Genomic DNA, 14298 nt, shown 5'->3' on the forward strand with positions numbered 1-14298 from the left:
GACAAATAATGACTCACCTAGAAAATAGGCCTGCCTGTATGGGGGTTTGAAAAATATCACGCTTCAACGATTGCGCACTTGGGAGTCTGTTTTGTTACGAGACAACATGAACACCACCATCCAACAGCTAAATAGGGATCTTGTATGAGTTCCGCAATAGCCGGCGCAGAAAGCCCTCGAAGCGGTTTTACTGCGTTGCTTAATCGCCTGCGCGCCAACCCAAAAATTCCTATCGCCATTGCTGCTGCCGCTGCTGTGGCTGTTATTGTTGTTATGACGCTGTGGGCCAAGCAGCCGACGTATAAGGTGCTGTTCAGCAACCTCAACGACAAAGATGGTGGCGCGGTCGTCACCCAGCTCACGCAGATGAACATCCCCTATCAGTTTTCTGATAATGGCGGTGCGGTTCTGATCCCTGCGGACAAAGTGTATGAAACCCGTCTCAAACTGGCTGCGGCCGGTTTACCAAAAGGCGGCGCCGTTGGTTTTGAACTGATGGATCAGGAGAAGTTTGGGATCAGCCAGTTCAGCGAGCAGATTAACTATCAGCGCGCACTGGAAGGCGAACTCTCCCGCACTATCGAAACGCTCGGTCCGGTCTCCAGCGCCCGCGTTCACTTAGCCATTCCGAAACCTTCTTTATTTGTCCGCGAACAAAAAAATCCTTCTGCTTCAGTGACCCTGAATCTGCAGCCGGGCCGTGCTCTGGATGATGGCCAGATCAACGCCATCGTTTATATGGTATCGAGCAGCGTCTCCGGCCTGCCACCCGCCAGCGTGACGGTGGTCGATCAAAGCGGTCATCTGCTGACTCAGTCTGACAGCAACGGGCGTGACCTGAATGCCTCGCAGCTGAAATATGCCAATGAAGTGGAAGGCCGCCTGCAACGTCGTATCGAAGCCATTCTGCAACCGGTGGTGGGTAACGGTAATGTCCACGCGCAAATCACCGCGCAGATAGACTACGCCACCCGTGAACAGACTGATGAAAATTACCAGCCAAACGGTGCTGCGGATAAAGCGGCGGTACGTTCACGCCAGCTCAGCACCAGTGATCAGATCGGCGGTTCAGCGGTCGGCGGTGTCCCAGGCGCACTGAGTAACCAGCCAGCTCCGGCGGCGACCGCGCCAGTGACGACGCCTCCGGCGGCTACTGCGGCCAACGGCGCACAGAATCAGGCCGCCAATGGTCAGAATGGCGCGCAAAACAACACAGCGAACCGTTCAACAGTGCCGTCGAACAGCCGTCGTGATGAAACCACAAACTACGAAGTCGATCGCACCATCACCCACACCCAGCATAGCGCCGGGGCGGTACAGCGCCTGTCTGCGGCGGTGGTCGTCAACTATCAGACCGGTGCGGATGGCAAATCCAAACCGCTGACCGACGAGCAGTTGAAGAAGATAGACGATCTGGTGCGCGAAGCGATGGGCTTCTCCACCGAACGCGGCGATACGCTGAACGTGGTGAATACACCGTTCAATGAAGCGAGCGACGACGCCGCCGAATTGCCGTTCTGGAAACAACAAGCGTTCTTTGATCAGTTGATCGATGCCGGTCGCTGGTTACTGGTGCTGATTGTTGCCTGGCTGCTGTGGCGCAAAATGGTTCGTCCGATGCTACGCAAACAACAGGCCGAAAAAGATGCCGTTGCCGCCGCCGTTCTGGCCGCGTCCCAGCCTCAGCCTGAAGGCAGCAAACCGGTCAAACTCAGCAACGACGAACTGGAAAAACGTAAGCGTTCTCAGCAGCGCGTCAGCGTCGAAGTGCAAACTCAACGCGTTCAGGAGCTGGCCGATAAAGATCCTCGTATCGTCGCCCTGGTTATCCGCCAATGGATGAGTACCGAACAACCATGACTATGACCGGAACTGAAAAAAGCGCCATTTTGATGATAACGCTGGGCGAAGACCGCGCGGTAGAGGTGTTCAAGCATCTCTCCCCGCGCGAAGTTCAGCAAATCAGTGGCGCGATGGCGAACATCCATCAGATCTCCAATAAGCAGCTGGCCGAAGTCCTGAATGAGTTTGAGGACGAATCCGAGCAGTACGCCGCGCTGAGCGTCAACACCAGTGAATACCTGCGTGCGGTACTGACCAAGGCGCTGGGCGAAGAACGTGCATCCAGCCTGCTGGAAGATATTCTGGAATCCCGCGAAACCACCAGCGGCATGGAAACGCTCAACTTTATGGAGCCGGTGATTGCCGCCGATCTGATCCGCGACGAGCATCCGCAAATCATCGCCACCATCCTTGTGCACCTCAAACGCGGTCAGGCAGCCGATATTCTGGCGCTGTTCGACGAGCGTCTGCGTAACGACGTCATGCTGCGTATCGCCACCTTCGGCGGTGTCCAGCCAGCGGCGCTGGCAGAACTGACGGAAGTGCTGAACAACCTGCTCGACGGTCAGAACCTCAAGCGGGCGAAGATGGGCGGTGTTCGTACTGCGGCGGAAATCATCAACCTGATGAAAACCCAGCAGGAAGAAGCGGTTATCGAAGCGGTACGCGGTTACGACGGCGAACTGGCCCAGAAAATTATCGACGAGATGTTCCTGTTCGAAAACCTGGTGGACGTGGACGATCGCAGTATCCAGCGCCTGTTGCAGGAAATCGAAGGCGAATCGTTACTGGTTGCATTGAAAGGTGCCGAGCAGCCACTTCGCGAAAAATTCCTGCGCAACATGTCGCAGCGTGCAGCCGATATCCTGCGCGACGATCTGGCCAACCGTGGCCCGATGCGTATGTCTCTGGTGGAGAACGAACAAAAAGCAATCCTGCAAACGGTTCGCCGTCTGGCAGAGTCTGGCGAAATGATGGTTGGCGGCGGAGAGGATTCCTATGTCTGATAATCCAACCCCGGAGAAGAAAACCGCCGAAGAGCGTCAGACCGAGCGTCTTAACGCCCTGCCGTGGAAGCCCTGGAGACCGGGTGATCTGGCGATGCCTTCTTTTGCATCGCCCCTCGAACCTCTGTTTCAGGAAGGTGAAGAAGAACAGAACGACGGCCAGCCGAAAGTGCAGGTCGATCAGAATGAACTGCAAAACCTGCAGCGCCACGCCGAACAACAAGGATTCCAGCAGGGTCTGGAAGCTGGTCAGAAACAGGGCTACGCCGCTGGTTTTCAGTCTGGTCAGGACGCCGGACAGCAGCAGGGGTTGCTGGAAGGCCAGCAACAACAGGCGGTGCTCACCGAACACTGGCAGGTACTGGTGGCTGATTTCCAGCAGACACTCGACGCGCTCGACAGCGTCATCGCCTCGCGCCTGATGCAAATGGCGCTGACGGCGGCCAAACAAATTTTGGGTCAGGCACCGATATGTGACGGTTCCGCCCTGCTCAACCAGATCCAACAGCTCATCCAGCAGGAGCCGATGTTTAAAGGCAAACCGCAGCTTCGCGTCAATCCGGCCGATTTTGAACGGGTTGAAACGCAAATGGGCGCCAGTCTGAGCATGCACGGCTGGCGTTTGCTGGCCGATAACCAAATCCATAGCGGCGGCTGTAAAGTCAGCGCGGAAGACGGCGATATGGATGCGTCCATCGCCACGCGCTGGCATGAGCTATGCCGTCTCGCGGCACAGGAAGATCTCTGATGACCGCCCGCCTGAGTCGCCTGCTGAAAACGCTCGACAATGCGGAAAAGCGCATGAGCCGCACGCCCTCCGTGCGCCGTTATGGCCGGCTGACCCGCGCAACGGGGCTTATCCTCGAAGCCACCGGTTTGCAGATGCCGCTCGGTGCAACCTGTCTCATCGAACGCCACGACGGCCCGACCGTGCAGGAAGTAGAAAGCGAAGTGGTGGGTTTCAACGGCCAGAGCCTGTTCCTGATGCCGCTTGAAGAAGTCGAAGGTATATTGCCGGGCGCGCGCGTGTATGCGCGGATCTCGCCCGACGGCCACACCGCGGGTAAACAACTTCCGCTCGGTCCGCAGCTGCTGGGCCGCGTGCTCGACGGCAGCGCCAAACCGCTGGACGGCCTGCCACCGCCCGATACCGGCTATCGCGCTGCGCTGATCACCCCGCCGTTTAACCCGCTGCAACGTACGCCTATCACCGATGTGCTGGACGTTGGCGTGCGCGCCATTAACGCCCTGCTCACCGTCGGTCGCGGCCAGCGTATGGGGCTGTTCGCCGGTTCCGGCGTCGGCAAATCCGTTCTGCTCGGCATGATGGCGCGCTACACCAAAGCCGATGTCATCGTGGTCGGGCTTATCGGTGAACGTGGTCGTGAAGTAAAAGATTTTATCGAGAACATTTTAGGTGATGAAGGCCGCGCCCGTTCGGTGGTGATCGCCGCGCCAGCGGACGTTTCGCCATTGCTACGTTTGCAGGGCGCCGCCTATGCCACGCGTATTGCTGAAGATTTTCGCGATCGCGGTCAGCACGTATTGCTGATCATGGATTCTCTAACCCGCTACGCCATGGCTCAGCGTGAAATCGCCCTCGCCATCGGTGAACCTCCTGCGACCAAAGGCTACCCGCCGTCCGTTTTCGCCAAACTGCCAGCGCTGGTTGAACGTGCCGGTAATGGCATCAGCGGCGGCGGGTCGATCACCGCCTTCTATACCGTACTGACCGAAGGCGATGACCAGCAGGATCCAATCGCCGACTCCGCCCGAGCCATTCTCGATGGTCACGTGGTGTTGTCACGCCGTCTGGCGGAATCGGGCCACTATCCGGCCATTGATATCGAAGCGTCGATCAGCCGTGCAATGACGTCCCTGATCGACGATGCGCAGTACGCTCGTGTACGGAATTTCAAACAACTGTTGTCCAGCTACCAGCGTAACCGTGATTTGGTCAGCGTCGGTGCGTATGCGGCGGGCAGCGATCCGATGCTCGATCGCGCCATCCGGCTGTACCCGCAGATGGAGAACTTCCTCCAGCAGGACATCATGGAACGCAGTACCTATGAAGATGCCTGTCTGGAACTGAACATGTTGTTCCCGGGCTAACTTTTTAACCAATAAAGGTAAATCAGATGGAAAACACATCACCATTGATCACCCTTTGTTCTCTGGCGCAAAAAGCGCTGGATCAGGCGACCAGTCATTTAGGGCAAATCCGGCAGTCGCATTCTCAGGCTGAAGAGCAGCTCAGTATGCTGCTCAACTATCAGCGCGAGTATCGCGACAAACTCAACACCACCATGACCGGCGGGATTGCGGCGAACACCTGGCAGAACTACCAGCAGTTTATCGGCACGCTGGAAGTCGCCATTGACCAGCACCGTAAACAGTTGCAGCAGTGGGATCAGCGGCTGAATGCTGCGGTTAACCAGTGGCAGGATAAGCAACAGCGGCTGAACGCCTATCAGACCCTGCAAACCCGTGCCAGTGAACAGCAGCGTTCGCATGAGAACAAGATGGATCAAAAGCAGAACGATGAATTTGCCCAACGCAGCGCTTACAGGAAAAAAACGCTATGAATCTGAATATCTTGCCTGCGGCCGTCACTACGGCAAAAACCACCGTGTCAGCGGCGTCCGGCAGTGCGACCTCTTCTTCTGCCACGGCCTCTGATGCCACCTCTGCCGCAGATACCTCCACGACGGGTGTGACTGCCGATTTCGCCACTCAGTTGCAGGCACAGCTCGGCGAAAAACTTGATCCTAAACTTGCCAGCCAGCTCTCGCAGCTCGGCCAGAAGATCAGCGCTAAAGGCCAGACGGTGGATAAAACCACGCTCACCCAGGCGGTGACCACCGGTGAAGAGGACGGCAGCCTCACCCTTGATGGCAGTGATCTGAGCAAAATGATTGCGGCGATCCAGCTGTTGCCCAACGGCAGCCTGAAAGGCACAGATCCCTCGTCGGTGAAAAACGCCGCGCTGACCGATAAAGATAAAGACACCAAAACGGAGGATGCCACCTCCCTGCCGGTGCAAGCATTGTTCGCCCAGCTGGCGGCGCAACAGCAACCGGCTCAGCAGATGCAGACCGCGACCGTTGCGCTCACGCAAACGGCCACCTCCGGGAACGCCACCGATGCTGATAAAAAGAGCGCGTTACTCGCCGGTCTGACTTCCGCATCTTCTTTACTGGCTGATGATGGCAAAACGAGCGTGACTGACAGCGCCACAACGGCAACGACGACGGCAACAACGCATACTGCCAGCAAGAGTGCTTCCACGGTGACCCCGGATTTCAGCAGCGCGCTGGCTTCCATGACCGCCGCAACCGGTAATGCAGCCGTAACGCCGCAAACCGAAAGTCGCACAACCGACGCCATCCAGAATCTGGTGAATAACACCGCCGTGGCCGTTTCTTCTGCGCCGGTTTCCACCACGCCGACCACCACCAGCGTAGTCACCAGCCCGGGCACGTCATTGCTGAACGCTCAGCTGGGCACGCCGGAATGGCAGCAGCAGCTCGGTCAGCAGGTGATGATGTTCAACCGACAGGGATTGCAGAGCGCCGAACTGCGTCTGCACCCGCAGGATCTGGGTTCCATCCAGATCAGCATGAAAATCGAAAACAATCAGGCGCAGCTGCACTTTGTTTCCGGCCACAGCGCAGTCCGTTCCGCCATTGAAGCCGCGATGCCTGATCTGAAAACGGCGCTGGCGGATAACGGCATCAGCCTCGGACAGAGCAGCGTCGGCAGCGACAGCTCACAATGGCAGCAGGCGCAGCAGCAAAGTTCACAATCCGGTTCCCAGCAGGGGAACGCCTCAAGCTGGGCGGCCTTTAATGCAGGCGGTGTGAACTCAGCGGCGGATGCCCTGCCGGTTCCGGTGTCCCTTGCGCAACGTATCAGCGGCAACAACAGCGTCGATATCTTTGCGTAACGGTTTGCAAAATTGTTTCAGGTAATTGCTGACGGTCAGTGTTCACCTAATTCAAACGGCAGAGCTGACCTTATTTTCCCCGCCTATTCTGACTATTGAACAACAGCATAAGCGGGATAATCATTCTCAGAATTGACTCAGCAGGTAAACCTTCCTCAGCTTACCTGCTCATACTTACAGGAAATCGCCTCATCCATGTCTGACTCTGCACTCTCGGCCTCGCGCAAAAAAAAGCGACCACTTTTGATGATTCTGCTGTTACTGGTGGCCATTGGTGCTTGTGGTGCGGCGGGTTACGCCTGGTGGATGTTGCACAAACAGCAGTCGACTGCGGGTACGCAGACCGCTGAAGTGAAGAAAAACGAGCCGCCTGTGCCGCCGATTTTCCTGCCGCTGGATACTTTCACCGTCAACCTGCAAACACCGGATAATGATCCTGACCGCGTGCTTTACATCGGCCTGACCCTGCGTCTGCCGGATGAAAAGAACCGTGCGGTCCTTAATGAGTACCTGCCCGAGGTGCGCAGCCGTTTGCTGTTGCTCCTTTCTCGTCAGAAAACGTCGGATTTAGTCAGTGAAACCGGCAAGCAACAACTGGTGCAGGATATCAAACAAGTTCTGGACATGCCCCTGGTCAAAGGTCAGCCCCCACAGGTGATCAACGACGTGCTTTTCACTGCTTTCATACTGCGATAATCAAATTATGGGCGACAGCATTCTTTCACAGGCCGAGATCGACGCACTGCTCAACGGTGACAGCGGCGACAGCGTTCCTGAAGCCACCAGCGCCAAAAATCAGGCGGCCGATGACGGCGTAAAACCTTTTGATCCGACGACGCAACGCCGTGTTGTGCGTGAGCGTCTGCAGGCACTGGAAATCATTAACGAGCGTTTTGCCCGTCATTTCCGCATGGGGTTATTTAACCTGTTGCGCCGCAGTCCGGACATCACCGTCGGGCCGATCAAAATTCAGCCCTATCACGATTTTGCCCGCAACCTGCCGGTGCCGACCAACCTCAACCTGATCCATCTCAAACCATTGCGCGGCACGGCGCTGTTTGTATTTGCGCCAAGCCTGGTGTTTATCGCGGTGGATAACCTGTTCGGCGGCGATGGTCGTTTTCCAACCAAAGTTGAAGGGCGTGAATTCACCCACACCGAGCAGCGCGTGATTAAACGCATGCTGACGCTGGCGCTTGATGCCTATGAAGACGCCTGGAGCGGCGTCTACAAACTGAGCGTCGAGTACGTACGTGCGGAATTACAGATCAAATTCACCAACATCACCTCTTCCCCGAACGATATCGTCATCACGACGCCGTTCCACGTAGAAATCGGTGCGCTGAGTGGTGATTTTAACATCTGTATTCCATTTAGCATGATTGAACCGATTCGCGAGTTGCTGACCAATCCTCCGGTTGAAAACTCCCGTCATGAAGAGAGCCAGTGGCGCGAAAATTTGGTCACCCAGGTTCAACAATCTGAGCTGGAACTGGTGGCGAACTTCGTCGAAATTCCGCTGCGCTTGTCTCAGATCCTGAAACTGCAACCGGGCGATGTGCTGCCGATTGAAAAGCCGGATCGCCTGATTGCCCATGTCGACGGCGTGCCGGTGCTGACCAGCAAATACGGCACCTTAAACGAACAATACGCTCTGCGCGTTGAACATTTGATCAACCCAATTTTAAATTCTCTAGATGAGGAACAGCCCCATGAGTGACACCAATAAACCGTCTGACGCGGGATCGGAAAACGTTGACGATTTATGGGCTGATGCGTTTAACGAACAACAATCTGCGGGCGGCGCCAAAGCGTCAACCGAGGGTGTTTTCGCCGCGCTGGGCGCCCAGGAAGGAGCCGGTGGCTTGCAGGATATCGACATGATCCTCGACATTCCGGTGAAACTAACCGTGGAGTTGGGCCGCACCAAGATGACCATCAAAGAGCTTCTGCGTTTGTCGCAGGGTTCCGTGGTCTCCCTTGACGGTCTGGCCGGTGAGCCGCTGGATATTCTGATCAACGGTTACCTGATTGCTCAGGGTGAAGTCGTGGTCGTGGCCGATAAATACGGCGTGCGCATCACCGATATCATCACACCGTCAGAACGTATGCGTCGTCTGAGCCGCTGATGAACCAGAACGCCGCGACGGATTCTCCGTACATTTCCGGCCCGGCAAACCATGCCACAACGCAGGCCTCAGCACCGGTGGTGCCCGCAAGTTCCGTACTGACCCAGGTCAGTTCGGTGCTCGGCGGCATTCTGCTGCTGATCCTCTTTATCGGCTGGGTGGCAAAACGCACCGGTCTGGCACCACAAGCTAAAAACAACAAGCTGCTGAAAATCACGTCCAGCTGTCAGGTCGGGCGCAGTGAAAAAGTGGTGATTGTGGAAGTGGAGAATACCTGGCTGGTGCTGGGTGTGACCGCTCACAGCATCACACCGCTGCACACCCTGAGCGCGCCACCGGCTGAAAACACGCCGGTTTCCACCACTGAACTGCCCGCCGATTTTCGTCAGCTGATGCAAAAAATGTTAAAACGTCCGGGAAAGCAGGCATGACCTTTTTGAAATCTCCCTTACTCACCCGCCTGTGTCTGCCGCTGTTGTTGCTTATCAGCCCGTCAGCCTTCGCGCAGTTACCGGGCATTATCAGCCAGCAAATGGCTAACGGTGCCCAGAACTGGTCTTTGCCGATTCAGACGCTGGTATTTATCACCACGCTGACCCTGCTGCCCGCAATGCTGCTGATGTGTACCAGCTTTACCCGCATCATTATCGTGCTGGGTTTACTGCGAAATGCGCTGGGTACGCCGTCCGCACCGCCAAACCAGGTGCTGCTCGGCCTGGGTCTGTTTCTGACCTTCTTTGTGATGGCGCCGGTTTTCGACAAAATCTATTCCGACGCCTATCAGCCGTTTACAGAAAACAAAATCAGCATGCAGGACGCGATGGACAAAGGTGCTCAGCCACTGCGTGAATTCATGCTGCGCCAGACCCGCGAAACAGACCTCGCGCTCTATGCCCGCCTTGCCAACCTGCCGCCTCTGGCGGGTCCCGAAGCGGTGCCGATGCGTATCCTGTTACCGGCTTACGTCACCAGCGAGCTGAAAACGGCTTTCCAGATCGGCTTTACGGTGTTTATTCCGTTCATGATTATCGATCTGGTGGTCGCCAGCGTCCTGATGGCACTGGGGATGATGATGGTGCCGCCCGCGACCATCTCACTGCCCTTCAAATTGATGTTATTCGTGCTGGTCGATGGCTGGCAACTGCTGCTCGGATCGCTGGCGCAGAGTTTTTATAGTTAATTAATGCAATTGCCTGACTTTATGGCGCTCCTCACTCTGCGAAGAGCTGAATGAAGATATCGGTCAGCTCCCTCCCCTGCGAAGGGGGAGGAGCAAATCTAACCCGTATTAGATGAGACAGAATAATGACTCCTGAATCAGTTATGGCGATAGGTAACGAAGCGATGAAAGTCGCGCTTGCCGTCGCTGCCCCGTTGCTGCTGGCGGCGCTGGTGACCGGTCTTATCGTCAGCCTGCTGCAGGCCGCAACGCAAATCAACGAACAAACCCTGTCCTTCATCCCGAAGATTCTGGCGGTGGTTGCCACTATCGTTATCGCCGGTCCATGGATGCTGAACCTGCTGCTTGATTACATGCGCACGCTGTTTTCCAGCCTGCCCTACATCATCGGTTAACCCATGGTTTCCTTCGACAGCACCCAGTTAGCCGGATGGCTGAGCATGTATTTCTGGCCGATGCTGCGCATTCTGGCGCTGGTCAGCACCGCGCCCATCACCAGTGAAAAACAGGTGCCAAAAAAGGTGAAAATCGGCCTCGCGGCGATGATAACCTTTCTGATTGCGCCCGCCCTGCCGGTGGTCGATACACCGATTTTCTCAACACCCGCGCTGTGGCTGACCATGCAACAAATCATGATCGGTACTGCGCTCGGCCTGACCATGCAGCTGGCGTTCGCGGCAATCCGCATGGCCGGTGAAATCATGGGGCTGCAAATGGGCATCTCTTTTGCGACCTTTTACGACCCCAGCAACCGCCTGAACTCACCGCTGCTCGCACAGTTTCTTAACCTGCTGGCAGTGCTGCTTTTTTTGAGTTTTAATGGCCACCTGTGGCTGATTTCCCTGCTGGCTGACAGTTTCCACACCCTGCCCATCAGCCCGAACCCGATGAATGCCGACGGTTTTATGGCCGTCGCGCAGGCCGGCAGCCTTGTATTCAGCGGCGGGCTGATGCTGGCGTTGCCCATTGTCACCCTGCTGCTGACGCTGAACATGGCACTCGGCATCCTCAATCGCGTTGCGCCGCAGCTTTCTGTTTTCGTAATAGGCTTCCCGCTGACGCTCAGCATCGGCATTCTCTCCATCGGTATGATGATGCCCCTGCTCGCCCCGTTCAGCGAACATCTGTTCAGCGAAGTCTTTGATAAGCTGGTGCTGGTGATGAATCAGCTGGCAGCCGGACGTTAATATTTCCCGGACTAACGTCATAAATAAAACAATATATGCGGGCTATTATTACCTTTGGCGTTGAATTATAAATTACCCCTTCTGTTTATAAGAATTTTCTTTCCTAATGATTCCTCTATTCTATACAATTCGCGTCTTGTTACTTTTGCTAATATTTTAATAGTCATTCAGACAGGGGTTTTCGTGAAAACAACTCAACATCTCGCGCGTGCAGGGATATTCCTCCTGACCGGTGTATTACTTGCAGGCTGCCAGAATACAGCCCCATCAGATTCAGCGCTGCATTCGCTGGTCACCTCGCTGCCACTCGCCGTGTCCTCACAAGCCTCACCTTCACAGGTTGCGCCGGTCGAAGAGAATCAGGGCGTATCCAGAACATGTCAGAAAGAACTGGCGTCGCTAAAGCAAATAAGTCCGAAAAATTATTCTGTTAAAAAAGCGGCCTATGATCGGTTAGTGATAAATTCTTCACAATACGACGGCATTCGTGGTGACGTTAATTCCACTACGCAGGATACTATGGATGCATTATATAAATATAAAATGAATACTCTGTGTTCTGATATTGAACACGATGTGATGCAGGCGTTAATTCGCAAAGGCGAGAGCGCGAAGTAAATCACAAGGTAGCACTCTTTTATAACATGATGCTCATCAGAAAGATGAGCATCATTAAAAATCCAATTTTTTAAAAATAACTACAGCCCTTTCCCCTTTTCCACAAACTGCATATCACCGACTTTACCGACCGTAAACTGACCGTCTTTATAGGTAATAATGGTGACGCTGGCGTTTTGTAACGGCGCACGCAGGTTTTCTTCCGAGGTCATGCCGTCAAGCATAGCCATGATCGCCATGCCGTGGGAGACGATCAGCACATTGCCGCCGCCCTGGGCGCTGACTTTCTGCGCGATGTCTGTCAGCGCGGCCTGCATGCGCTGGTGCACCTGCGCTGCGTTTTCGGTGGTGTGTGAAGGATCGACTTCAGCCAGCGTGTTCATCATGGTTTTCAGTGTCACCTGGCCTTTAGAGAGTGCCTGCGTCAGTGCCGCGAAATCCTTATAGCCAAGTTTTTTGGCGACCGGTTCCCACATCAGCAATTCATGTTCACCTTCAAACGGGCCAAAGAACGTTTCACGCAGGCGCTGATCTTCAGTCACTGGCAACGGTTGTCCGGCTGACGCTAAGGCGATTTTTGCAGTCTGACGCGCACGTCCTGCATCACTGGAATACGCACCGACAAAATGTATGTCTTTCAGACCGCGGCCAAGCTGCGATGCGACTTCAACACCCGCATCGGTGAGGGGTGTATCCGACCAGCCCTGCGCACGGTGCGCGGTGTTGAACAATGTTTTGCCGTGACGAGTGACGTAAAACGTCACTTCACCCTTTTCACCGGCATTTTGCGCTATGGGCGCGGCAGACGTTGCCGCAGTGGCATGGCTGAACAATACCGGCAGAGTGAACGCGAACAGGGAAAACAGGGTTTTGGCTAACGTTTTATTCATAACAGCATCCTTATTGTTGAGGTTGATTAAAAGATCTTGAATTTGTAATCCAGACGGAATTCCGCCGCAAAACTGTTGGCGTTTTTAATATTGCCGTGGGAATCGACAACGGGTGCCGTGCCTTTGTGTTCGTACGTCCGGCCTGGGCCAATCATGAAAAACAACGACAGATCTTTGAGTTTTTTCGAAGCCGGCTTCCAGACGGAGTAAACGTTGAACTCCCCCTCCTGCACAGACTGCCCTTCGAAATCAAAGAAGCCATAGTGTGTGTTGATGCCCAGTAACACTTCCGGTGTGAGGTGATATCCGACATCCAGCGACAACACCTTTTCCTCGTCGCGCATATAATCAAGACCGGCGGTGGTCATCGCATTAAATGTACCGCGTGAGTTTTTACTCATGTGTCGCGGATACATGCCTATGCCGCCATCTTTATTGGCGTCGGTATAAGCCAGCCCGCCCTTGGTGACCCAGCGGTTATATTTCCAGGTAACGTCGCTGGCGTAATGATTGGCGCGGGTGTCGAAATCCTTTTTGCTGTTGGCCATGCTGTTCCATTTATCCAACCCTTCTGTCATGTATATCTGCACGCCGTAGGTGATCACTTTATTTTGTTTGATGTTCATTTCCAGACCGTTTCTGCGCAGATAATCCTCACTTTCGCCGTAAAAATAAAGCGCGGTCAGATTGTCGGTTTTGATCTGAAAATCACCGGTATAAATGGAATTGATCGGTTTGGAATCGCTGGTCATGAAATCGACTTTGTCCGGTGAGTCACGGTTGGATGACTTTGTCAGATAAGCCAGGCGCAGGCGGTATGCGTCGTAGGAAATATCCCCACTCCAGCCCGCATACGTATTGGGTGCGGCGCGCATCGAGGTGGTCACCGCGCCGAGTTTGAGCAACTTCCAGCCGCCATAAAGATTGGCATCAACGCCACTTTCAGAGAATTTGGCCTTGCCATAAAACTGGCCGAGTTTATTGAATCCTTTTGCCTTACCCTCGTCGTTATATAAAATCCCTCTCGAAGCAAAGTTATCGGCGGCGGCGAGTTTAATCACGCCATAATAAGAAGCATCGACGCCAATGAAGTCCGCTAAATAACCGGACTTATAATCCAGCGCCAGCCCCTGCCCCCATGCGGAGTGAACGTTGCGTTTGTCCGTTTCCCCTTCATCCAGATATTTCCATATATTATGCGTACCGAACTCCAGAGAGCTTTTTTTAACGAAATCCGTTTCTGCAATATCGTCGACCCCTGCCAGTGCCAGTGTTGGTGTACAAAGAAGACCGAAAGCCAATGCCAGAGCGTGCTTTTCCATAGCCTTTTTTTCCATTGTGTCATAACCCGAGGTAAGTGAAATTTCAGGGCGCATTTTCAGCAGGCAAAAAAAAACCTGAACCGAAATCTCCCGAGGCGCGCGAGATTTCAATTCAGGTTTTGCCTGCTGATGCAGTAACAATCCGGAAGCAAACATAACGGGTTTCTGAAAATAAGA

General features: G+C 54.7%; 16 protein-coding genes. 14 read left to right on the forward strand and 2 right to left on the reverse strand.

Features of this window, described 5'->3' with window-relative positions:
• Positions 1 to 144: 144 nt before the first annotated feature.
• The 14 genes from fliF to GE278_12025 all read left to right on the forward strand — a co-directional run bounded on the left by fliF (position 145) and on the right by GE278_12025 (position 11909).
• Positions 145 to 1860, forward strand: coding sequence for a flagellar basal body M-ring protein FliF (gene fliF / locus GE278_11960; protein QLK61438.1), 1716 nt, complete (start codon positions 145 to 147; stop codon positions 1858 to 1860).
• On the forward strand, positions 1857 to 2849 hold the full coding sequence (gene fliG, locus GE278_11965) for a flagellar motor switch protein FliG (protein QLK61439.1): 993 nt from the start codon (positions 1857 to 1859) through the stop codon (positions 2847 to 2849). Before fliF ends, fliG begins: the two co-directional genes overlap by 4 nt.
• On the forward strand, positions 2842 to 3597 hold the full coding sequence (gene fliH, locus GE278_11970; GenBank protein QLK61440.1) for a flagellar assembly protein FliH: 756 nt from the start codon (positions 2842 to 2844) through the stop codon (positions 3595 to 3597). The genes fliG and fliH overlap by 8 nt, the downstream gene beginning before the upstream one ends.
• Positions 3597 to 4961 (forward strand): flagellum-specific ATP synthase FliI, encoded by a 1365-nt coding sequence (gene fliI, locus GE278_11975; GenBank protein QLK61441.1) that lies wholly within the window; start codon positions 3597 to 3599, stop codon positions 4959 to 4961. The genes fliH and fliI overlap by 1 nt, the downstream gene beginning before the upstream one ends.
• Positions 4962 to 4987: 26 nt before the next feature.
• A complete protein-coding gene (gene fliJ / locus GE278_11980; protein QLK61442.1) occupies positions 4988 to 5434 on the forward strand; it encodes a flagella biosynthesis chaperone FliJ in 447 nt (148 codons plus the stop codon).
• Positions 5431 to 6795, forward strand: a complete 1365-nt coding sequence (locus tag GE278_11985; GenBank protein QLK61443.1) for a flagellar hook-length control protein FliK — start codon at positions 5431 to 5433, stop codon at positions 6793 to 6795. The genes fliJ and GE278_11985 overlap by 4 nt, the downstream gene beginning before the upstream one ends.
• Before the next feature lie 195 nt (positions 6796 to 6990).
• On the forward strand, positions 6991 to 7491 hold the full coding sequence (fliL, locus tag GE278_11990; GenBank protein ID QLK61444.1) for a flagellar basal body-associated protein FliL: 501 nt from the start codon (positions 6991 to 6993) through the stop codon (positions 7489 to 7491).
• A 7-nt stretch (positions 7492 to 7498) separates the two neighbouring features.
• Positions 7499 to 8515, forward strand: a complete 1017-nt coding sequence (gene fliM / locus GE278_11995; protein QLK61445.1) for a flagellar motor switch protein FliM — start codon at positions 7499 to 7501, stop codon at positions 8513 to 8515.
• Positions 8508 to 8924, forward strand: a complete 417-nt coding sequence (gene fliN / locus GE278_12000) for a flagellar motor switch protein FliN (protein ID QLK61446.1) — start codon at positions 8508 to 8510, stop codon at positions 8922 to 8924. The genes fliM and fliN overlap by 8 nt, the downstream gene beginning before the upstream one ends.
• A complete protein-coding gene (gene fliO, locus GE278_12005) occupies positions 8924 to 9355 on the forward strand; it encodes a flagellar biosynthetic protein FliO (GenBank protein QLK61447.1) in 432 nt (143 codons plus the stop codon). Before fliN ends, fliO begins: the two co-directional genes overlap by 1 nt.
• Positions 9352 to 10104 (forward strand): flagellar type III secretion system pore protein FliP, encoded by a 753-nt coding sequence (gene fliP / locus GE278_12010; GenBank protein ID QLK61448.1) that lies wholly within the window; start codon positions 9352 to 9354, stop codon positions 10102 to 10104. The genes fliO and fliP overlap by 4 nt, the downstream gene beginning before the upstream one ends.
• Positions 10105 to 10229: 125 nt before the next feature.
• Positions 10230 to 10499 carry a flagellar biosynthesis protein FliQ gene (gene fliQ / locus GE278_12015; protein QLK61449.1) on the forward strand — a complete coding sequence of 90 codons (270 nt, stop codon included), beginning with the start codon at positions 10230 to 10232 and terminating at the stop codon, positions 10497 to 10499.
• Positions 10500 to 10502: 3 nt separating this feature from the next.
• A complete protein-coding gene (gene fliR / locus GE278_12020; protein QLK61450.1) occupies positions 10503 to 11291 on the forward strand; it encodes a flagellar type III secretion system protein FliR in 789 nt (262 codons plus the stop codon).
• 183 nt (positions 11292 to 11474) lie between these two features.
• Complete coding sequence (locus tag GE278_12025; protein QLK61451.1) at positions 11475 to 11909, forward strand: hypothetical protein; 435 nt, start codon at positions 11475 to 11477, stop codon at positions 11907 to 11909.
• Between the two features lie 80 nt (positions 11910 to 11989).
• Here the strand turns inward: GE278_12025 and GE278_12030 are convergent, their stop codons facing one another.
• Together GE278_12030 and GE278_12035 are read right to left on the reverse strand one after the other, a co-directional pair.
• The gene (locus GE278_12030; GenBank protein ID QLK61452.1) at positions 11990 to 12799 is read right to left on the reverse strand and encodes a histidine phosphatase family protein; all 810 of its coding nucleotides are present in this window, start codon (positions 12797 to 12799) and stop codon (positions 11990 to 11992) included.
• Between the two features lie 26 nt (positions 12800 to 12825).
• On the reverse strand, positions 12826 to 14277 hold the full coding sequence (locus tag GE278_12035) for an outer membrane porin, OprD family (GenBank protein QLK61453.1): 1452 nt from the start codon (positions 14275 to 14277) through the stop codon (positions 12826 to 12828).
• Between the last annotated feature and the right edge of the window lie 21 nt (positions 14278 to 14298).

It is taken from the genome of Enterobacteriaceae bacterium Kacie_13 (assembly GCA_013457415.1).
Lineage (GTDB): Bacteria > Pseudomonadota > Gammaproteobacteria > Enterobacterales > Enterobacteriaceae > Rahnella.